Annotated in this window: 16 protein-coding genes; 3 read left to right on the top strand and 13 right to left on the bottom strand. The window is 70.9% G+C overall.

The features are described 5' to 3' along the window. The first annotated feature begins 132 nt into the window (after positions 1-132). A complete protein-coding gene (locus K6I34_RS03960; RefSeq protein ID WP_229322646.1) occupies positions 133-1,200 on the top strand; it encodes a polyprenyl synthetase family protein in 1,068 nt (355 codons plus the stop codon). Positions 1,201-1,344: 144 nt separating this feature from the next. Beyond that, on the top strand, positions 1,345-1,914 hold the full coding sequence (locus tag K6I34_RS03955; RefSeq protein WP_229322645.1) for a carboxymuconolactone decarboxylase family protein: 570 nt from the start codon (positions 1,345-1,347) through the stop codon (positions 1,912-1,914). Positions 1,915-2,007: 93 nt separating this feature from the next. Here K6I34_RS03955 and K6I34_RS03950 read toward each other — a convergent pair whose 3' ends face one another. The 5 genes from K6I34_RS03950 to K6I34_RS03930 form a co-directional block, all read right to left on the bottom strand. Next, complete coding sequence (locus K6I34_RS03950) at positions 2,008-4,254, bottom strand: MMPL family transporter (protein ID WP_229322644.1); 2,247 nt, start codon at positions 4,252-4,254, stop codon at positions 2,008-2,010. Between the two features lie 106 nt (positions 4,255-4,360). Further along, positions 4,361-5,707 carry an NAD(P)/FAD-dependent oxidoreductase gene (locus K6I34_RS03945; protein ID WP_229322643.1) on the bottom strand — a complete coding sequence of 449 codons (1,347 nt, stop codon included), beginning with the start codon at positions 5,705-5,707 and terminating at the stop codon, positions 4,361-4,363. Positions 5,708-5,735: 28 nt separating this feature from the next. Continuing rightward, entirely contained in the window at positions 5,736-7,139 is a 1,404-nt protein-coding gene (locus K6I34_RS03940) for an NAD(P)/FAD-dependent oxidoreductase (protein WP_229322642.1), read from the bottom strand. Further along, positions 7,136-8,752, bottom strand: a complete 1,617-nt coding sequence (locus K6I34_RS03935; protein WP_229322641.1) for a class I adenylate-forming enzyme family protein — start codon at positions 8,750-8,752, stop codon at positions 7,136-7,138. The genes K6I34_RS03940 and K6I34_RS03935 overlap by 4 nt, the downstream gene beginning before the upstream one ends. Positions 8,753-9,240: 488 nt before the next feature. Further along, positions 9,241-10,620 carry a phosphatase PAP2 family protein gene (locus tag K6I34_RS03930; protein ID WP_229322640.1) on the bottom strand — a complete coding sequence of 460 codons (1,380 nt, stop codon included), beginning with the start codon at positions 10,618-10,620 and terminating at the stop codon, positions 9,241-9,243. Positions 10,621-11,073: 453 nt separating this feature from the next. On the opposite strand from K6I34_RS03930, the gene K6I34_RS03925 reads away from it, so the two are divergent. After that, positions 11,074-12,342, top strand: a complete 1,269-nt coding sequence (locus tag K6I34_RS03925) for a phosphatase PAP2 family protein (protein ID WP_229322657.1) — start codon at positions 11,074-11,076, stop codon at positions 12,340-12,342. Between the two features lie 73 nt (positions 12,343-12,415). Here K6I34_RS03925 and K6I34_RS03920 read toward each other — a convergent pair whose 3' ends face one another. From K6I34_RS03920 to K6I34_RS03885, 8 genes are all read right to left on the bottom strand, one after another. Continuing rightward, positions 12,416-13,036, bottom strand: a complete 621-nt coding sequence (locus K6I34_RS03920) for a histidine phosphatase family protein (RefSeq protein ID WP_229322639.1) — start codon at positions 13,034-13,036, stop codon at positions 12,416-12,418. Then, positions 13,033-14,544 (bottom strand): FGGY-family carbohydrate kinase, encoded by a 1,512-nt coding sequence (locus K6I34_RS03915; RefSeq protein WP_229322638.1) that lies wholly within the window; start codon positions 14,542-14,544, stop codon positions 13,033-13,035. Before K6I34_RS03915 ends, K6I34_RS03920 begins: the two co-directional genes overlap by 4 nt. A gap of 7 nt (positions 14,545-14,551) precedes the next feature. Continuing rightward, complete coding sequence (locus K6I34_RS03910; protein ID WP_229322637.1) at positions 14,552-14,740, bottom strand: DUF5710 domain-containing protein; 189 nt, start codon at positions 14,738-14,740, stop codon at positions 14,552-14,554. Positions 14,741-14,823: 83 nt separating this feature from the next. Then, on the bottom strand, positions 14,824-15,990 hold the full coding sequence (locus K6I34_RS03905; protein WP_229322636.1) for an MFS transporter: 1,167 nt from the start codon (positions 15,988-15,990) through the stop codon (positions 14,824-14,826). A 5-nt stretch (positions 15,991-15,995) separates the two neighbouring features. Further along, a complete protein-coding gene (locus K6I34_RS03900) occupies positions 15,996-16,511 on the bottom strand; it encodes a GNAT family N-acetyltransferase (protein WP_229322635.1) in 516 nt (171 codons plus the stop codon). Next, positions 16,508-17,743 (bottom strand): type III PLP-dependent enzyme, encoded by a 1,236-nt coding sequence (locus K6I34_RS03895; protein WP_229322634.1) that lies wholly within the window; start codon positions 17,741-17,743, stop codon positions 16,508-16,510. The genes K6I34_RS03900 and K6I34_RS03895 overlap by 4 nt, the downstream gene beginning before the upstream one ends. After that, positions 17,740-19,059: a DUF6271 family protein gene (locus K6I34_RS03890; RefSeq protein WP_229322633.1), complete on the bottom strand. Its 1,320-nt coding sequence runs from the start codon at positions 19,057-19,059 to the stop codon at positions 17,740-17,742. Before K6I34_RS03890 ends, K6I34_RS03895 begins: the two co-directional genes overlap by 4 nt. Next, positions 19,041-20,105 carry a phytanoyl-CoA dioxygenase family protein gene (locus tag K6I34_RS03885; protein WP_229322632.1) on the bottom strand — a complete coding sequence of 355 codons (1,065 nt, stop codon included), beginning with the start codon at positions 20,103-20,105 and terminating at the stop codon, positions 19,041-19,043. Before K6I34_RS03885 ends, K6I34_RS03890 begins: the two co-directional genes overlap by 19 nt. Positions 20,106-20,248 lie beyond the last annotated feature (143 nt).

Raw genomic sequence — 20,248 nt, 5'->3', positions numbered from 1 at the left:
ACCGTCTGTTTCCCGTGGAGTATTCACTCCAGAGGTTCTGTCTGAAAAACAGCGGCTCGCCGCCCTCGGACACGGCGGGCGCGAGTCCTGGAATCCGGCTGCCCTTCGCAATCTCACACCGAGGTATTCGACATGGCCAATGTGATGCTGACGGAGAGCGCGGCTCTGCCCCCGCCCGCAGATGTGCGGGACACCATCATGGAGAAGGTGGAGCAGCGCCTCGCCGGGCTGCTCAGGGACGAGCGGGCGAACTGGCGGGGCCTCAACCCCGACTCCGTCGAAATCATCGACTGCATCGCGGACATGGTCGTCAGCGGTGGCAAGCGGATGCGCCCCGCCTTCTGCATCTCGGGCCATCTCGCAGCCGGTGGCGACCCCGAATCCCCAGACATCGTGGAGGTCGCCGCGGCGCTGGAACTCCTCCACACATTCGCCCTGCTCCACGACGACGTCATGGACGCCTCCGAGCTCCGCAGGAACGAGCCGACCGCACATGTCCTCCACGCGGAGCTGCACACCCGGCGCTCCTGGAAGGGCGATCCCCAACGCTACGGCGAGGGCGTGGCTATGCTCGCCGGGAACCTCGCCTTCGTCTACGCCAACCGTCTGGTCGCCTCCTGCTCCCCGCCGGTCCGGGCGATCTGGGACGAGCTGTGCACCGAACTGATGGTGGGTCAGTTCCTTGACATCCGCGCCGCCGCCCGATTCCGCCCCGACACCGAACTCGCGCGGTGGATAGCCCTCTTCAAGTCCGGCCGTTACACCGTGCAGCGCCCGCTCTCCCTCGGAGCCGCCCTCGCCGGCGTCCCCGGGCTGCTGCCCGCCTTCGAGGAGTACGGCCTCGCCGTCGGCGAGGCCTTCCAGCTCAGGGACGATCTGCTGGACGCGTTCGGCGACGCCGAAGTGACCGGCAAGCCGGTCCGGCTGGACTTCGAGCGGCACAAGATGACCCTGCTGATGTCCTACGCCATCGCGGACGACGCCACCGTCGCCGCGGAGGTCGGCGACGATCTCTCCGCCGTCGCTCCGGACCGGCTCCACGACCTGCTCGTCGGGGCGGGTATCCACGACCGGGTGGAAGCGGTGATCAAGGAGTGCGTCGAGGCCGCCCACACGGCCGTGGGCGATGCCGGCATCGACGCCCGATGGGCGGCGGAGCTCTCCGCGATGGCCGACACCGCCGCCTACCGCGACCGCTAGGTACTGTCGTCCGGAGGGAGTCGGGCTCGCGTTCCCCGGCACTCCGATCCGGCGGATCACTCAGCCTTCCCCGAACTCCCGTTTGGGCGGGCCGCACCCGGGGGGAGACTCCCCGGCGTACCGGAGATTGCCTGTCGAAGGAGGATGACCAAGGCCATGGCCCGTGTTCCGTTGAACCCGAAGACCGGCTGGTCCGGACGGCTGATGGGCCGTGTCATGCACCGCCGTTACGGCGGCTGGCTGCAACCGGTCCTGGCCGCCTCGCATCAGCCGCAAGTGCTGCGCACCCTGGGACTGCTGGAGTGGAACGTCGGCCGCTGGAGCAGACTCGACCAGACTCTCAAGAGCCTGGCCACCTCCGCGGCCGCCGTGTCCCTGAACTGTTCGTGGTGCATGGACTTCGGCTTCTGGGAGAATCACCACAAGGGCGTGGACCCGCGGAAACTGCGGGCGGTGCCCCAGTGGCGTGAGAGCGACCTCTTCTCGGAGCTGGAGCGGGATGTCATGGCGTACGCGGAGGACATGACCGCGCTCCCGGTCGCGGTCACCGACGAGCAGGTGGCCGGGCTGCGGGCGCGTCTCGGCGACGCGGCGCTGATCGAGCTGACCGCGATGATCTCGATCGAGAACCAGCGCTCGCGCACCAATCTGGCCCTTGGGCTGACCAGCCAGGGCTTCAGGGAGCAGTGCGAGGTCCCCGGCCACCGGCCGTGATGACAGCGGTCCCTGTGGTGGGGTTCCACCACAGGGACCGCTGTCATGTCACGGGCCGATGGCCTGCGACGGACGAGGAGCGATCCGGAACGGCTAGGAGCGCCCAGTGCCCGAAGCCACCGAGTCCGAGTCGTCCTGTTGCCGGGACAGCGGTGCCGGGCCGTCGCCCTCACGCAGCCCGATCTTCCGGTGCAGCAGCCGCAGCGGCCCGGGCGCCCACCAGTTGGCCCTGCCCGCCAGCCGCATGAACGCCGGCACCAGCAGACCGCGCACCACCGTCGCGTCCATGATCACAGCGAGCGCCAGACCGAGGCCGATGGCCTTGAGATAGGTGATGCTCGATGTCATGAAGCCGGCGAAGACAATGGCGATGAGCACCGCCGCCGCCGACACCAGCGAGCCGGTGCGGCCGAGTCCCCGTGCCACCGACGCGACATTGTCGCCGGTCTGCTCGTACTCCTCCTTGATCCGGGAGAGCAGGAAGACCTCGTAGTCCATCGAGAGGCCGAAGGCCACGCAGAACAGGAGCATCGGTACGCTCCAGGTGATCGCGCCGGTCACGGTGAAGCTGCCGATCACACCGTTCAGATGCCCTTCCTGGAAGCCCCACACCAGCACACCGAAGGTGGTGCTGAGGCTGAGCATGTTCAGCACCAGGGCCTTGAGGGGCAGCAGCACACTCCCGGTGAGCAGGAACAGCAGCACCAGCGTGGAGCCGCCGACGATGCCCAGTGCCCACGGCATCTTCGAGGTCAGCGAGTCGAGCGAGTCCTCCAGGATGGCGCCGGGACCGGTGACCTGGACGGGGAAGGGCGCGTCCGCGTCGCGGATCTCCCGCACCAGTTCGCGCCCGGCGTCATCGGTCTCCGGTTCCTTCGGCACCACCTTCAGATACGCGGACTGCTCCGCGGCGAACGCGGCGGAGGCCGGTCCCGCCGGGGCCGCCTGCTTCCCCTGGACGTAGGAGCCCGTGTAGGTGTCCACCCGGGACACCCCCTCCAGCCCGGACAGTTGCCGGGCGTAGGCGCCGATCTTCCCGGCGGCCTGCGCGGGGTCGCCGACCTCGCGCATCACGACCAGCTCGGAGCCGTTCTCCTGCGAGGAGTACCCCTCCCGCAGGGCCTTGCCGACCTGGAAGGAGCCGGCCGAGGTCGGCAGTACGCGCTCGTCCGCCAAGCTCATCTTCATCTTGAGGAACGGCGCCCCGAGCAACAGCAGCAGGGCGACGGCCGCGAGGCCGACGGGCAGCGGGAAGCGCATGACCACCATGGCCGTGCGTTGCCAGAAGTTCTTCTCCGCCGCAGGCTTCCTGCGCTTGAGGATCTGAAGGCTGTTGATCCGCGGGCCGAGCACCTTCAGCAGCGCCGGGAGCACGGTCACCGAGGCCAGTGCGGCGATCAGCGCCACCGGAATGCCCGCATAGGCGAAGGAGCGCAGGAAGTAGAACGGGAAGACCAGCAGACCGCTGAGCGCGAGCGCGACCGTCACGGCGGAGAACGCCACCGTACGGCCGGCCGTACGCATACTGGCGATGAGGGCCTCGTCGGTGTCGGCCCCCCGCGCCAGCTCCTCCCGGTACCTGCTGATGATGAAGAGGCTGTAGTCGACCGCGAGACCCAGCCCCAGACCGGTGGTGATGTTCATCGCGAAGACCGACACGTCGGTGAACACGCTCAGAATGCGCAGGACGAAGAAGGCACACGCCATGGTCAGCGTGCCGATCACCAGGGGCATCGCGGCGGCCACCACCCCGCGGAAGACGAAGATCAGCACGACGAGCAGGATCGGCATCGCGATGGCCTCGGCCTTCACGAGGTCCTTCATCGTCTGCCCGATGATCTCCTCACTCGCCTTGGCGGTACCGCCCTGGCTGATGTCCAGGCCCTCCACCGTGCCCTGGTAGTCATCGGCGTGGTCCGTCATCCACTTCTGGACGTGGTCCTCGTCGCCCTTGACCCAGGCCATGATCAGGGCGCTCTTCGCATCGGTGGCCCGCAGCGCCTCCGGCCGTCCCGTCGACCAGTAGGAGTACGCCTCGGTGACGTCCGGCTCCTTCGACAGCCGTTCCGTCACCTTCGCCGCGGCGGCGGCCGTCCCCTTGTCGTCGATGCCCCGGTCGTCCTTCACGAGCAGCACCAGATTGGGCTGTCCCGCATGGAACCGCTCTTCCAGGAACCTCGCCGCCCGCGCCGACTCGGTACCGGTGTCGCTGTAGCCACCGGCGGAGAGCTTGGGGAGCACCGTGGCACCCACGGCGGCGGCGACCACGAACAGCAGCAAACTGGCGTAGAGAAGGCGCCTGCCCCGTTGCAGTACGGCTTGGGCCAGTCTCTGGAACATGTATCTCCTCTGTAGGTTCCGCCCCCGCCCCCGCACGTGGTCCTGGGCCGGGCCCGCGGTGCACAGCGGGCCCGGCCCAGGACCGGACTTCAGGGACGAGGACCCATCAGGTCGTGGCCAACAGCGAGTTGACCGCACGGATGCCGGTGCGCATGGACGCCTCGGCGGTGGGGCAGCCCAGATAGTCACCGGCGAAGACCACCGGACCGCGCTGCTCCCGGGCCAGTTGGGCGGCCCGGCGGTAGCGGCCGGGCTCCGGCCACATCAGCCCGACCGGACGCCTGACGATGTGGAACGGCTCGGCGTCCTTCGGGAAGGCGGGCCACAGCGCGGGCGCCAGCTCCAGCGCCCGCGCGTACTGCACCTTCTCGGGCGCGTCGATCAGCTCACGGGTCGCCTCGCGGCCCAGGTAGACGAAGGTCAGCTCCTTCTCGATGTGCCGGCCGTCCCGCGTGATCAGCGTCTTCGGGACGGTGATGATGCTGCGCACACTGCGCGTGCCGGGGCCGGCGGGCACGATGTGCTCGCCCGACGGCATCCGGCCGCGGTCGATCAGGAAGGAGACCGACAGCGCGGGTTCGTACCGCTGGGTCTCGGCGAACCGCAGCAGGTGCGGCGAGGCGATCTCGCGCGGCAGCGACGCCGCCAGCTTCGCCGTCACCGGCGCGGTCGTGGCCATCACGACCTCGTCGAAGGTGTCGGTGACCGAGCCGCCGTCCGTGTCCGAAGCGGTGATCCGTATCCGGTTGTCGCCGTCCACGGAGAGCTCCGAGACCTCGGTGTTCAGCCGGACCTCCGCACCGCCCGCCATCCGCTCGGCGACGGTCTCCATGCCCCGTCCGAAGACGTAGAACTTGGAGCCCACCACATTGGCGATCATCGCCATGACGTGCGCCTGCGAGATCTCCTCGCAGCGCCACAGCCAAAAAGACTCGATCATCGGCCGGATCAGGTGCTGATAGGCGTTCTCGCCCATGGTGTTACGGGCCCACTCGGCCGCCGATGTGCCGTTGTCGAACGCGGCGAGTTGCTCCGGCTCGAACAGGTCCAGCTTCGAGCGCTTGGCGGTGAGAGCCATGGAGGCGGCGAGGAACCGCAGCTTGTCCCAGGCTCCGCTGTGCGCGTATGTGACGAGCGTCGAGATCTCGTCGGCGACCAGGTTCACCGGCTTGCCATTGGCCACCACCACCATGCTGTTGCGCATCTCGACCATGTCGTGCTCCAGGCCGTACTCCTTGATGCGCTCGAACAGCTCCCCGTAGAAAGTGGTGAACCAGAGATTGATACCGGTATCCGGTTCGATCTCCGGCCGGTGCCACGAGCGGGCGCGCCCGCCGAGACCGTCGTCGGCCTCATAGATGGTCACCTCACGTCCGGCCATGACGAGTTCGCGCGCGGCTGCGCACCCGGACATCCCACCACCGACCACCGCGACGCGACGAGTCCTGGGCATGGTTGGCCTCCTTGGAAAGGGAAAAAAGTCAGAGAGCTCGGTGGGCGGCGAGTCTCGGGGCGCGGCCCGTGGCGGCCCGGTGGATCCGCACCCGCTCGGCCGCCCGGGTCGCGGAGTGCACCGCTCCCTCACTGCTCGCGCGCAGCGCGAGCCAGTCACCGGCGTACTCCACGGCACGGGCCGGGCGGCGGACGAACGCGGGCCGGGCCCGCAGCGCGGTGGGACCCGCCTCGACGGAGCCGTACGGGAACCGGTGCAGCACCGCGTCCCGGCAGGCGTCCTGGATACCGGGCACATACCGCTCGGCGTGCGCCAGCAGGGTGGTGACGACGGCGTCGTCGGACTCCTCCAGCAGCTCCGCCGTGCGGGCCGCGGCGGGGAGCAGGGTGATCTGCCCGCGCCCGCTCGGTGCCCGGTTGGCGGCCTTGTTGTGCTCCACGGTCAGACCGCCGAGCACATCGTCCTCGGCCTGCGGGATCAGCAGCGCGTACACATGCGGCTCGTGCCGTCGGCGCCCCGGTTCCAGTGGCCGGTCCAGCAGGCAGCTGACTCGTGCCATCGGCGCGTACCGACAGGCCCTCACATACTCCGCCTCGTCGGCGGGCATCGCCGGGTGGAGTCCGACCGCGAGCGGGGCGGGGACCGCCAGGACGACTTGCCGGGCGGTGAGTTCGGCGCCGTCGGCGAAGACCACCCGGACGCCCGCATCAGTGGGCACCACCTCGGCGGCCGACCGGGAGGTGTGTACCGGGACCTGTTGGGCGATGGTCCGGGCGAGCATGTCCATCCCGTCCCGGTAGGTACGCCACCGGAAGATGCCACGGGTGGAGATCATGCTGCTGACCAGCGGTCCCATCGCCGAGCGCTGCGGCAGCCAGCCGAAGCCGGTGCCCACGGCCGGCTGGAGCAGATAGTCGTACAGCTCGGCCGGGTAGCCGTCGGCGAACTCGGCCACCGTGGTGTCGCCGAGCGGAGTCTCCTCCGGCCGGTCCACGTCGTACCGTCCCGCCTCGCGCAGCAGGCGGCCCACCATGCGGGTCATGTGCACCCGGCCGCGCAGCGAGAGACCGGCGCCGGTGATCCCGCCCAGCGGGTGCCCCACCCAGGGGTGTGCCCGGCCGTCCCGCCAGACTCCCACGGCGCTGTGCACGGGAAGCACGTCCACCGGGGAGATCCCCACTTCCTCCAGCAGCTGCCAAGTCCTGGGGTAGCCACTGGCCGCGAGCGTCTCGGTGCCCAGATCGAGGATGTAGCCGTCGCGCCGGAGCGTACGCATCCGGCCGCCGACCGCGTCGGAGGCCTCGAAGACCTGGACCGAGCGCCCCTCGCGGGTCAGCCGGTGCGCTGTCGCGAGCCCGGCGATGCCCGCACCGATCACCGCCACGTCGAGGTCGGCCTCCGTCGCGCCCGAGCCATGGAGCTCCGGGCTCACGTCCACCGTCCCGTGCCGTAGGCGGCCGCGCCGTCGAGATACCGGGCCCGCAGTTCACCGCGGCGCACCTTCCCCGTGCCGGTGCGGGGGATCTCGTCCCAGGTGACATGGACCGGGTCGGCGAACGCGGGCAGGTCCTCGACCGCCTTCCGCCACAGTGCCGGGCTGAGGGCGCCGCCGTCCTGGGTACAGACCACGGGCAGCAGATCGGCGCCCGGGGTGCCGAGCACCACGACCTCCTCGATCTGCGGAATCCGGTCGGTCAGCACATCCTCCAGCTCGATGCAGCTGGCGCCGGGCACGGCATCCACCTCGCGGTCCAGCAGCGAGATGGTGCCGGTACGGCTCTTCACCCCGATGTCACCGGTGTTCCACCAGCCGGCCCTGGCCTTCTCCTGCCAGCGGGCCTCCTCGCCCAGATAGGTCAGACAGCGGCCCCTGGTCCTCGCCAGCACCACGCCGCGCTCGCCGGGGGGCACCGGGCGCATCGTCTCCGGGTCGACCACCCGCAGCCGGGTGAAGCCGGGCAGCGGACGCCCGACCTGACGGGTGGTCGGATGGCGGTCGCCGGTCCGCGCCAGCGCCCGCCGGGTGAGCATCCGGAACGCCAGCGGCCCTGCCTCGGACTGTCCCCAGCCCTGGAGCCAGAGCGGCTGACGGCGCCGGGTCGCCGCGAGGAAGCGGCGGATGGTCGGCGGGTGCATGGCGTCGAAAGTGCTGATGTACAGCCGCACGTCGGAGAAGACATTGTGCCGGGTCCGCGTGAGCCGCTCCCAGCGGGTGAAGGTGCTGGGCAGCGCCTCGCACGTGGTGGGCCGGTGCGCGGCGAGGACCCGCCCGGCGACGGCCGGGTCGTCGTCCGCGATCACCACGGCCTTGCGGGGCTCCAGTAACAGGGTGCCCACCGTCCAGGGGATGCTCCGCCCGTGGACGAAGGAGATGGCGCTTGCCACCGTGTCGCCGCGGCGGGTGGCCACCATCGGCCAGCGGATCGACTCGATCCTGCCCAGGGTGCCGAGGATGGTGTCGGCGGAGTGCACCACCAGCTTGGGCACACCGGTCGTACCCGAGGTGTGTGTGACGATCATCGGCTCGTCCGGGCGGCGGCTCCGGAACGGCGGCGGTCCGTCGGCGCCCAGTACGTCGTCCAGTGGCACCGTGCCGGGCAGCTTCGCGTCGAGACAGACCGTGGCATCCGACGACTTCGTCAGATCCACACCCGCGCTCTCACAGCGGGTGAGCACCCCGGAGGTGGTCACGGTCACCGAGGGCCCGGCGCGGACCAGTAACTCCCGGAGGTGCTCGGGGGCCAGCGTCGACGAGATCATCACCGGGACGGCGCCCAGCCTGGCCGAAGCGCTCGCCAGCAGGACACAGTCCCAGTGGTTGTCCTTGACGATGGCAATCCGGTCACCCGGTCCGGCGCCCGCCGCCGCGAGCCAGCCCGCGGCCTCGACGACGAGAGCGGCGATGCCGGGGACGTCGTACCGGGTGCCGTTCAGGGGCGCGATGTCGAAGGGGCGGCTGAGGTGGAAGGCCGTGGTGCGTCCCAGATCAGCGTGGACATCGAACAGCGCGCCTATTCCGAACCGTTGTGTGTCGGCTCTCCTCACTTGCACTCCTCTGTCAAGTTCCAGTGCTCGGAGACGCACGGCCGACGGGGGTGTGGAGCTCACCAGTTGACTTCGTCGTCATGCGGCACCAATCCGCGGTGCCGTTCTCTCGGTCCGCCGAATAACGTCTGGCCGAGCCACAAGCTACGAGTCGCCAACGAGCGCCACAATGACAAATTCCCTGGCAGTTGGCCAAATGATGTATGGCACGATCCAGCCATCGATTGAAGGGTTGACATGGCACAGGGCGTGCTGCGGCAGCGCTCGGCCTGCGCCCTTGCGGTGGGGTTGTGGCATGCTCGGGCCGATCAATCTGGCCGTATCTCAACCACCTTGATCCACGCACCCTCCGACTCGTGACGGGTCGAGCGGTCCGGTGCTCCGGGGCGGCTTGCGCGGAGTTGCGGCGGAGGCTGAAGCGAAGCCGCTGGGGCGCCGCAGCCTGACGGCAGCGGCACCCCAGCGGCTTCACGTTCCGGGAAAGCGATTCACACCAGTTCGGGTTGCCGTTCCGGTTGCCGGTCCGGCGCGGCTTTCGGTTCCCACTGTTTGGTGGTCCGTACATAGCCGTATATCACCGAGGACATCGCCAGAATCAGGAGCGGCCCGGACACCCACGGGTACTCGGCCATCTCCAGCGGCAGATAGCGATACGACAGCAGCAGCGCGGCGAAGACCGTCGTGCCATAGGCGACCAGCTGGATTCCCGAGCGGTCCCAGCCGCGTTCGGTCGAGCGCAGCGCCGCCTCGATCGTGAGCGCGAACACCACACCGGCGACGAGGTCCACGCCGTAGTGGTAGCCGAATCCCAGCGTTGCGCTGAGTGTGGCGATCAGCCAGAACGCCCCCGCGAACCGCAGCAGACGTGGGCCCTTGCGGGAATGAATGAAGATCGCGGTGGCCCACGCCGTGTGCAGGCTGGGCATGCAGTTGCGAGGAGTGATCCCGTCGTACGGCACCGGGTGCGGGGTGGTGATCGGCGGCAGCGTGTCCGGCCACAGATCGGCCACCGCCCAGTGCACGCCGCCGGTGCCGGAGGCGCCCGGGCCGTAGGCGAAGACCGGTCCGACCACCGGGAAGATCATGTAGATCGCCGGCCCGAGGAGGCCGATCACCAGGAAGGTGCGCACCAGGTGGTGGCGCGGGAAGCGGCGCTCGGCCGCCACGTTGCGCAGCTGGTACAGCGCGACGACGATCGCGGCCACCGCCAGCTGGGCGTAGATCACGCCGAGAACGTGGTCACCGATCGGGGCGGTGGCCCTGAGGAGCCGGCCCATCGCCCATGACGGGTTGCCCAGCGCGTGATCGGCGGTCGCCACGTAGGGGTCGAGCACCGTCGGGCGGGTCTTCGCCGTGATGAGGAGCCAGGTGTCGCCGGTCTTGCGGCCGGCCACCAGCAGCAGGCCGAGCCCGACGCCCTTGAGCAGCAGGGTCCGCTCCCGGCCCTCGCGGCGTGTGACGGCGATGACCGCGCAGCCCAGCATCACCCACAACGCGCCGTTGCCGAAGTAATGACCCTCGGGCACCTCGGCGCCGACCGCCCACCGCACGAGCACGAAGACGAGGTCGATACCGATCGCGGCACCGGCCGCGATGAACCGTTGCCGCCAGGTGAGCACCACCATCATCAACGCCATGCCGCCGTACAGCGGCCCCGGTTTGGGGGCGAATATCACCTCTCGCACCTGGGTGGTCATCGGCCCCGGTACGCCGGCGTAGCGCCGCGCGGCGATCTCCAGCGCGATGAGCAGCACGAGGGTGGCCACACCCGCCGTGGCCCACAGGATCGTCCGCGGTCGACGCCACGCGGCGAACTCAATTCTGCGGTTTATTCGCGAAAGCACCCGCCACACTATAGACAAAACCATTGACCGATTTGTTTGGTTTGTCCGAGATTTTTGGTGTTTGTGTGTGACGTCACGGTTTTGGGTGAAGGACGCGCGACGAGGGTGGCGGGTGCGACGGTGTCCATCTCACGTCCGTCTCACCCTTCAGTGTGATCGGCGCTACCTCGGCCCGGTCGCTGTGTCCGGCGCCCCCTGGCACACTCCGCGCCCGCAGGCCCTCGCATCGCCCCTGACCAGCGAAACCCACCCGCACCGCTCCGATAGCATGTGCGAACTCATGACGATCACCCTGATCGCCGCCTCTCACCGGAGGATCGCGCTATCCAGCACGAAGAATGACCTGTTGAGATAACACCTAACAAATCGGCCGGACAATTGATATCTACAGCATCCCAAACAAAATCGCGAATAGACCCCGGAAATTCGCTCGCCGCGTGGCGTCGGCCGCGGGTGATCCTGTGGGCCACGGCGGGCGTGGTGGCTCTCGCGTTCCTCATCGCGCTGGAGTTCGCCGCACGTCACTACGGTCAGCCGGGGCCGCTGACCAACCAGGCGAAAGAGGTGATATTCGCCCCCAAATCGGGGCCGCTGCTCTACGCCAGTATGGCGTTGATGATGGTGGTGCTCACCTGGCGGCAGCGATTCATCGCGTTCGGCGTCGCGGTCGGTATCGACCTCGTCTTCTTCCTGGTGCGGTGGACGGTCGACGCCAAGGTGGAAGCGGGCTACGGCCACCCCTTCGGCAACGGCGCGTTGTGGGTGATGCTGGGCTGCGCGGTCATCGCCGTCACACGCCGCGAGGGCCGGGAACGAACCCTGCTGCTCAAGGGTGTCGGGCTGGGCATGCTGCTGGTGGCCGGCCGGAAGACCGGTGACACCTGGCTGCTCATCACGTCGAAGACCCGTCCGACAGTGCTCGACCAGTATGTGGCGGTCGCCGATCACGCGCTGGGCAACCCGTCGTGGCTGGCAGGCCGGATCGTCGAGGCCAGTGGCTCGATCGGTGAGCACGTTCTCGACTACGTCTACATCCAGCTGGCGGTGGCCGCGGTCATCGTCACGCTGTACCAGCTGCGCAACGTGGCGGCCGAGCGCCGCTTCCCGAGCCATCACCTGGTGCGCACCTTCCTGGTGATCGGCCTCATCGGTCCGGGCATCTACATGATCTTCCCGGTGGTCGGCCCGATCTTCGCCTACGGTGCCGACGGCGGGCACTGGGCGGTGGCCGACCTGTGGCCGCACACGGCGACGCCGGTCAGCGCGCCGCACCATATGCCGTTCAACGAGGTCACTCCTCGCAACTGCATGCCCAGCCTGCACACCGCGTGGGCCACCGCGATCTTCATTCATTCCCGAAAGGGCCCACGCCTTCTCCGTTTCGGAGGCGCGTTCTGGCTGATCGCCACGCTCGGCGCGACCCTGGGCTTCGGTTACCACTACGGCACGGACATCATCGCCGGTGTGGTGTTCACGCTCACGATCGAGGCGGCGCTGCGCTCGATCGCACGCGGCTGGGACCGCTCGGGAATTCAGCTGGTCGCTTATGGCGCGACGGTTTTCACCGCGCTGCTGGTCTCGTATCGCTATCTGCCGCTGGAGATGGCCGAACATCCGTGGGTGTCCGGACCGCTTCTCATTCTGGCGATGGTCTCGGTGATATACGGCTATGTGCGGACCAACAAGCAATGGGAGCCGAAGGCCGCACCGGTGCGGCAGCCGGAACCGCAACCCGAACTGGTGTGAATCGCGGCGGCCCGGGTTCGGCGGGGAGGACGTCGGACCCGGCCCCGGCCGACTGCCCGGACTCCGGGGAGGGTCAGGGACGGGCGCCATCGGCGACCGGCGCGTTGAGCCGCAGCAGGGACGCCCGCCCCTCGCGTAGCCGCAGCTCGGTCAGGGCCCCGTTCTCCAGGACCGGGAAGACGACGCGGTAGCGGGCGAGGGGAACGCCGAGCAGCGCGCACAGGGTCAGGCGCAGCAGGGTGGAGTGCGCCACCACCAGGACGCGCCCGCCGGGCAGATCACGCGCGGTCTCCGCCAGGCAGGCGACGGCCCGGGCGGCCGCCGCCGCGGGGTCCTCGCCGCCGGGCAGGTGATGGGCCACCGGGTCGTCGAGGAAGGCGGCCAGCTCATCGGGGAACGCCTCGGCCATCTCCGCGCGCGTCAGCCCCTCGCCCCGCCCGAAGTCGACCTCGGTCAGCCGCTCGTCCACCCGTACGGGCAGCCCCAGCGCGGCCGCCGCCGGGCGCGCGGTGAGCGTGGCCCGCGACAGCGGCGAGCACAGCACGGCGTCCAGCGCCTGCCCGGCGGCCCAGGCGCCGAGCGTCTCGCCCTGACTGCGGCCGCGTTCGGTGAGGGGCACGTCGCTGCGGCCCGCGTAACGGTTCTCGGCATGCCACTCGGTCTCACCGTGGCGTACGAGAAGGAAATCGGTCACTGCCGGGCCTTTCTGCGGGCGTGCGCCGCCACGGCCGGCTCCAGCCAGCCGCGTCGGGTCAGTTCGTCGACGAAGTCGAGGTAGCGGGGAAGCAGGCGGGCGGTGCGCGCCGGGTCGGGGCGCAGCTCCGCGCGCACCCGGACCATGGCGGCCGCCGCGTCCTCCAGCGTGGTGCCCGAGGCGGTCGCGGCGAGCACCGCCATGCCGGTGGCGCTCCCGGACCGCTCGGGCAGCCGCACCGTACGGCCCAGGACGTCGGCCCGCAACTGCGACCAGTACGCGTTGCGGGCGCCGCCGCCCGTGAAGGTCACCGGGCCGCCGACGGGCGCGCCGAGACGAACCAGACAGTCGAAGCAGAGCCGCTCGACGCAGGCCACGCCGAGCAGGCAGGCGTGGAAGCGCTCGGCGTCACCGGTGGGCTCGCCCAGGACGAAGAGGCTCGCCCCGGGAGCGCGGAAAGGGAAGCGTTCCCCGCCCGCGCCGGTCAGCGGGTAGGCCACGGCCGTCGAACCGGAGGCGGCGGCCCGCCGGGTGAGGGCGTCGAGGTCGGCCCCGGGGAAGTACCGGGCGATCACCCCGGCGCCGCTGCTGGACGCCCCGCCGGGCAGCCACGTACCGCCGGGACCCCGGTGGCAGTAGACGATGCCCGCCGGGTCCCGCACCAGGCGGGGGCTCACGCCCTTGAGGACGAGGGTGGTGCCCAGGGCCGAGTTCCAGGCACCCGGCGCGAGCGCGCCCGCCCCGATCCGCGCGGCGCAGCCGTCGGTCGTCCCCGCGACGACCGGTGTGCCGACGGGGATGCCGGTGGCGCGCGCCGCGTCGGCGCATACGGTGCCGAGGACGGTTCCGGGGCGTACGACCTCGGGCAGCAGCCGGTCCGGGACGCCCAGCGCGGACAGTTCGGCCTCCGGCCAGCGTTCCTCGACGAGGTCGTAACCGGTCTTCAGGGCGTGACCGGCGTCGGCGGCCACCTGTCGTCCGGTCAGCCGCCAGGTGATCAGGTCCGCCTGGTGCAGCAGCCGCGCCCCGGAGGGCAGCGGCCCCTGGTCCAGCAGCCAGAGCAGCTTCGGCAGCGCCCAGGACGGCTGCATGGAGCGGTAGCCCGAGACTTCCCAGACCCCGGCGCCGGTGGTGTTGACGCGCTCGGCGTACGCGTGGGCCCGCCCGTCGTCGTACATCAGGCCGGGGGTGAGCGGCGTGCCCCGGCCGTCGGCCAGCAGGATCGTGCCCGAGGTGGCGTCGACCGCCAGGCCGCGCACCCGCCCGGGGGCGACACCGGCGAGGGCCTCGCGGCACGCGTCGGCGAGGGCCGTCCACCACTGCCCGGGGTCCTGTTCGTGGCGTACGCCCTCGCGCCGGCTGCTCAGCGGCCGGGAGGCCGCACCGACCGTCCGGCCGGTGCCGTCCACGGCGACCGCCCGGGCGCTCTGGGTGCCGAGGTCGAGGCCGAGGTGGACGGCGTCGGGGTCGAGGGCGCGCGAGGGGCGCCGGGCTCGTGCGGACTTCACGCGCACTTCACGTGCCGACGTGGTTCATGACGTCGTGGTGGGGCCCGCCGAGTCCGGCGTCGCCGCGGCGACGCCGGACTCGGCGGGTGATCATGCGGCGGAGCCGTTCCCCGGCCGCCGGATCCCAGCGGGCTCCGGCGGCCTTCGCCTCGTCCTTCTGCGAGTAAGGAACGTCCAGCCATATGCGGTCAACCACCGTGGTGCCCCTCCCTGTTGGTGAGAGGGCAACGCTACCGGGAGCCGCGGGGGCCGCTCCCTTCCTGGCGTGACACGCGCCGGTCAGCCGCCCGCGGGCGTCCAGCTGATCCGCGTACTGCACAAGGACACCGCGAGCGAGGCCGCGGCGACGACGGCGAGTCCCCACACGAGGCCGCTCGCGTTCGCCACGAAGCCGATGAGCGGCGGTCCGGCCAGGAGACCGGTGGTGCCCATGGCGGCTACGAGGGTGAGCGAGTCCGAGCCCCGCTTCGCGGCGGCCACATAGACGCACGGGGTCACGGCCGCGATGCCGAGCCCGACGCAGGCGAAGCCGCACAGGGCCGCGACCACACCACCGCTCACCAGCGCGAAGGCCAGGCCCGCACCCGCGAGCACGCTCCCGGCGAGGACGACGCGCCCGTCGCCCCAGCGCCCGCGCCAGCCGTCGGCGAAGAGGCGCGCGACCACCATCATCCCTGACACCACGGCGATGCCCAGCGGCGCGATCTCCGCCGACGCCTCGGCCACGTCCTTCATATAGAGCGTCGACCAGTCGTTCATGGCGCCCTCGGTGACGGTGCCGAAGGCCATGGCGCAGCACATCCACCACGTGACCCGGGAGGGCAGGGCCCATGTGCGACGGCTCTTCGCCTCCTTCCCCGCCGTGCCGTCGGCGGGCACCTCGTCCGGCAGGAGGCCGGTGCGCGCGTACGCCGTGAGGAGGACGAGGACGGCCGCGGCCACGGCGAAGTGCGCCCGGACTGACGAGGTCACCGCGTTCATGCCGGAGGCGAGCAGGGCCGCGAGCAGGGAGCCGCCGCTGAACGTGGCGTGCAGCCGGGCCATCGCGTTGCGCCCGTACCGGGCCTCCAGCGCCGCGCCCTGGGCATTCATGGCGGTGTTGAGGCACCCGACGAACAGGCCGTCGAGGCACAGCACGAGGAGCGCGACCGGGTAGTCCGGCGCCGCCGCGAGACCGAGGAGCAGCACGGTCAGGCAGAGGGCCGACAGCAGCGCGAGCCGCCGGGAGCCGAGCCGCCGCATCAGCACGGCCACGACGGGGAACGACACGCTCGCGCCGATGCCCGCGGCCATCAGCAGCACCCCCACCTCGGCCGCCGTCAGCCCCAGGTCCGCCTTGAGGGCCGGGATGCGCGCGGCCCAGGTGGCGTACTGGAAACCGAGGGAGCAGAACAGGGCGGCGGTCGCCAGCTGCCCCCGGTGGAAGGGGTCATGGACACGGAACACGGGGATCACTCACTTCGCACGGGCTTGGACATGTAGACGGCCTGCGTGCCGTAACTGCCGGGAGGCACGACCTCGGGGTGCCGGGTGAACCCGCGTGCCGACCAGAACTCCTCGTTGTCGCCGACGGACACCAGGGAGATCCGCTCGTACCCGCGCGAGCGGGCCGTCAGGGTGAGGTGGCGGAGCAGGTGCCGCGCCAGGCCCCGGCGGCGCAGCCGCCGGGTGACGACGATGTCGTGCAGGTGCAGATTGCGGGTGTCCGGCGCGTCGGGCCGTGCGGACGGTTCGGGCCGTTCCAGGTCCGGGAACCGGAACGCCGGGTAGGGGAGCGTCAGCAGGTAGCCCGCGAGACGGGATCCTACGTCGAGGGCGAAGCAGGTGCCGGGGGAGGCCGCGCACCGGGAGCGCAGGGCGGCCTCCCCTTCGGACAGGCCGAGCCCGGCGTAGGCGGCGGACTCCAGGGCCGCGATGGCCTCCCAGTCGTCCTCGCCGATGGGGCGGATGCGTACGGTGTCGTTCACCGGCCCCACGCCTCGTACGGCAGGGGCGCGAAGCCGTTGAAGCCCTGGGTGGTGTAGCTGGTGGCGTAGGCGCCGCAGGACAGGATCCAGACGGGGTCGCCCGACGCCAGGTCCCTGGGCACGTCCGTCAGGGTGTGGTCGTGGCAGTAGGCGTCGTCGCTGTCGCAGGTGGGACCGGCGACGACGGCGGGCACGCGCTCGGTGCCGCGGTCCGCGGGGAACGCGGGGAACGTGGGGAACGTGGGGAAGACGAGCCGGTAGCGCAGCGCGTCGAGCTCGTAGAGGCCGTTGAACTTGCCGCAGCTCAGGTACAGCCAGTACTGCCGCTCGCCGTCCCGGCCCCGGCGCCCGGCGAGGCGGGCCACGTGCGCGCGGATCGCGCCGTGGTCGGCGACGAGATGGCGCCCGGGCTCGATGACGAACCCCAGGTGCCGGCCGTGGGCCTCGCGGAGCTCCCGCATGCCGTCGCGCAGTACGGCGAAGATCTTGTCGATCGGAGGGACGAGGAGGACGCCGCGGCGGTCGAGATAGCCGGACGCGGGAAGGCCGCCGCCCAGGTTCACCCGGTCCAGGACGATGCCACGGCGGCCGAGCGCCGTGAGGACGTCCGCGATGTCGTCGAGCGCGGCACGCCAGGCGTCGGCCGTCATCTGCTGCGAGCCGACGTGCACGGACACGCCGGACGGGACCAGGCCCAGCTCCCGCGCCGTCTCCAGGACCCGGACGGCATCCGCGGGCGGGCAGCCGAACTTGCCGCTCAGGCCCCACAGCGCGCCGTCCCCGCTCGTGGCCAGACGGCAGAAGACGCGGGCCCCGGGGGCGTGGGCCGCGACGGCCCGTACGTCCTCCAGGCTGTCGGTGGCGAAGTCCCGGATGCCGAGCCGGTGGGCGTGGGCGATGTCGCGGTCGGACTTGACGGTGTTGCCGTAGTGCGTACGAGCGGGCGGCACCCCGGCCCGGAGCGCCTGCTCCAGCTCCTGCGGACCGGCCGCGTCGACTCCGGCGCCCAGCCCCGCCAGGCACGCGAGGACCTCGTCGACCGGGCAGGCCTTCAGGGCGAACCGGACGTCGATGCCGGGCAGTTCGCGGAGGAGCGCCCGGTAGCCGTCCTCGATGCCCGCCAGGTCGTAGACGATCCGGTCCTCGGAGGCGGCCGAGAGGGCCGCGCGGAGCGGCGCGGCGATACTGCCCACCCCGTCGTATGCCGTGTCGCAGGCCGTCGCCGCGCTCATCCCGGCTGTCCCGACGGCAGGCGTACGGGGGTGTTCCGCGCGGCGTCCACCAGCGGCTCCCAGGCCTCGGTGAGCAGGGCGAAGTCCTCGATGTCGCGCCGCGCCTCGTCGAGGAAGCGTTCGCGGCGTGCCGCCAGGAAGCCGGCGAACTCGGTGTACCGGCCGCCCAGTCGGCGGTAGGAGACGTCGAGTACGCGCAGTCGCTCCACGTTCTCCGCACGGTCCAGCCGTGTGCTCTCCCGCGCGAGGCCGGCGACCGCGGCGGCGCGCACCTGCCCGTGCTCGTCGAGCAGCCCGGCACCGGCCCGGGCCATCCGGTCGTAGATGTGGTGGAAGTAGAGCATCGACAGCAGGAACTTCACGAACCGCGTCTGGTAGGCGACGAACCCCGGATCGGTGCGGCGTTCGCCGGTGTAGAAGTTCTCGATGTGCCGGTTGTGCAGGACACCGGGCAGCGCGGCGTCGTGCACCAGGTGGATGAGGAAGTAGTCGCTGCCGATGGTGTCGGTCGCGGGCGGCAGCGGCACGCGTTCGTGCACGCCGTGGAAGGCGATGTTGCACATGTCGACGCGCATGGGGTCGACCAGCGTGAGCAGCGAGTGGTCCCGTACGAACGGCTCCGTGCCCGCGCCCCGGAAGGACTCCTCGACGAGCTCGCGCTTCTGCTCGGCGGACCAGTCGGAGGGCGCCCACAGGCCGACCATGTCGTGGTAGACGTCCGGGTCGAGGGCGGCTATCCCGCCGATGTCCACGGACAGTTCGCCCACGAAGGAGCCGCCCACCATCGCGACCCGCTTGTCCAGGTGCTCGGCCGCCAGGTCGGTCGCGGTGACACCGGAGGCGGCGTCGGCCGCGCGCCTGCCGAGCGACAGGAGCTCGTGGTGGACGGGGAAGACCGGCTCGCTGCCCACGCTCTGGTACCGGCTGTCGGAGTCCCTGCGGTGGACGGACTCGCAGCCCAGCGCGGCGGCGATCAGGAACGCGCGGTTCGTGCACGCCCCGTAGGAGAGACCGGCCGGAAGCATCAGCTCCAGCAGCAGCTCGGGCTTGGGGCTCCCGGCGCCGTCGACGACCCGCCGGAGGAAGTCGCGCTGGCGCGCCTCGTCGAGGTGGTGCACGACGATCCGGCGGTCCGCGGGCAGGGCGCGGACGGCCTCGGCGTGCTCCGCGTACGTGGCCGCGTCGCAGGAGTCGAGGATCAGCAGGTGCACCTCGACACCGAAGTGCCGGACGGCGTGGCCCGCCTCGGCACCGATGGCCGCGATCGTCGTCGGGCAGGGCCGGTTGGTGGGGAGGGTCAGGCAGATTCGGCGCATATCTCTTCCCTGGTGGCAGCGGACCGGTCCCGGCCATGCCAGGGCTCGAGCCCCAGCAGCTTGGCGCCCAGCTCGTTCAGCTCGGCCTTGCCGTAGCGCAGGGACTCGTGGGTGACGGCGTCGCCGAGCAGCGTCGGGTTCCAGGCCGGCGTGGAGAGGGTGCGCCAGGAGTCGACGCGTGACCGGCGCAGCGCCCGGTGTGTCTCGAGGGCGGGCATCATGGACAGGTACTGGACCGCGCGCACGCCGTCCGCCGAGGTGTTGGGTGCCACGCCGTGCGCGAGGAGGCCGTTGAAGATCAGCAGGTCTCCGGCCGCCAGCTCCGGCCGGACCACGGGCATCTCGTCCCGGTCGACGCGGGGCCGGATCGGGTCGCGGTCGCCGGGCTGCAGCGCCCGCCACCGTTCGAACCGCTTGAACAGCTCCGGGCAGCACTGGAAGCCGCCGAGCTCCGGCGCGGTGTCGTTGAGCGCGATGATCCCCTGCACCCGTTGCGGCAGCACTCCGAGGGAGGTGTCGACGTCCCAGTGCAGCTCGATGTCGAAGCCCGTCTCCGTCGGCGCGATGAGCTTCCGGTCGCGGTTGCCGACGTTGGGCGGGTTGAGGTTGAGCCGGTCCAGGGTCACCCACAGCTCTTCGCAGTCCCATACGTCGACGAAGGCGTCGTAGACCCGCCGGGTCTGCCGGCTGTCCCAGATCAGCTGGTGGTGGTACGCCTCGACGAAGCCGTAGACGTACAGGTCCCGGTCGAGGTCCGAGCGGAACTCCCGCTTCGTGTACCAGGTGTCGGGGCGGTCGGGGTCGAGGCCCTGGAAGTCCCAGGCGAAGTCGAGGAGACGGCGGGCCGCGTCGGCCGGTACGGCCTGCTTCACCACGACGTAGCCGTACGTCTGCCATAAGGCGAAGTCCTCTTCGGACAGCACCCTGAGCGGACGCCGCTTCTTCAGGTCCCGCAGCTGGGTCTGCGCCAGGTAGGTCTCGCCGTCCGCGCTGAAGTAGGGGACGTCCGAGGGCGCTCGATGGAGAAAACCGTCAGGCGTGGGCATGCGTACTCCGGTTCTTTCTCGACGCTCCCGGCCCCGGGGAGCGCCAACGTGCGGGGTGCGCGCGGTCGGCGTGGGGCGAGTGGGGGAACGGCCCTTGTATCCGGGCCGGGGCCGGGGCCGGGCCGGATACAAGGGCCGTTCCC

This window comes from Streptomyces sp. UNOC14_S4 (assembly GCF_020740835.1).
In the GTDB taxonomy this organism is placed as follows: domain Bacteria; phylum Actinomycetota; class Actinomycetes; order Streptomycetales; family Streptomycetaceae; genus Streptomyces.
The sequence above is the reverse complement of the archived record's forward strand: the minus strand, read 5'-3'. Positions and strand labels throughout refer to the sequence as shown.

Excerpts from the sequence above, each read along its gene's own strand:
- K6I34_RS03950 (WP_229322644.1), bottom strand. The coding sequence starts at position 4,254 with ATGTTCCAGAGACTGGCCCAAGCCGTACTGCAACGGGGCAGGCGCCTT.
- K6I34_RS03895 (WP_229322634.1), bottom strand. The coding sequence starts at position 17,743 with ATGAGCGCGGCGACGGCCTGCGACACGGCATACGACGGGGTGGGCAGT.
- K6I34_RS03960 (WP_229322646.1), top strand. The coding sequence starts at position 133 with ATGGCCAATGTGATGCTGACGGAGAGCGCGGCTCTGCCCCCGCCCGCA.
- K6I34_RS03930 (WP_229322640.1), bottom strand. The coding sequence starts at position 10,620 with ATGGTTTTGTCTATAGTGTGGCGGGTGCTTTCGCGAATAAACCGCAGA.
- K6I34_RS03945 (WP_229322643.1), bottom strand. The coding sequence starts at position 5,707 with ATGCCCAGGACTCGTCGCGTCGCGGTGGTCGGTGGTGGGATGTCCGGG.
- K6I34_RS03955 (WP_229322645.1), top strand. The coding sequence starts at position 1,345 with ATGACCAAGGCCATGGCCCGTGTTCCGTTGAACCCGAAGACCGGCTGG.
- K6I34_RS03885 (WP_229322632.1), bottom strand. The coding sequence starts at position 20,105 with ATGCCCACGCCTGACGGTTTTCTCCATCGAGCGCCCTCGGACGTCCCC.
- K6I34_RS03890 (WP_229322633.1), bottom strand. The coding sequence starts at position 19,059 with ATGCGCCGAATCTGCCTGACCCTCCCCACCAACCGGCCCTGCCCGACG.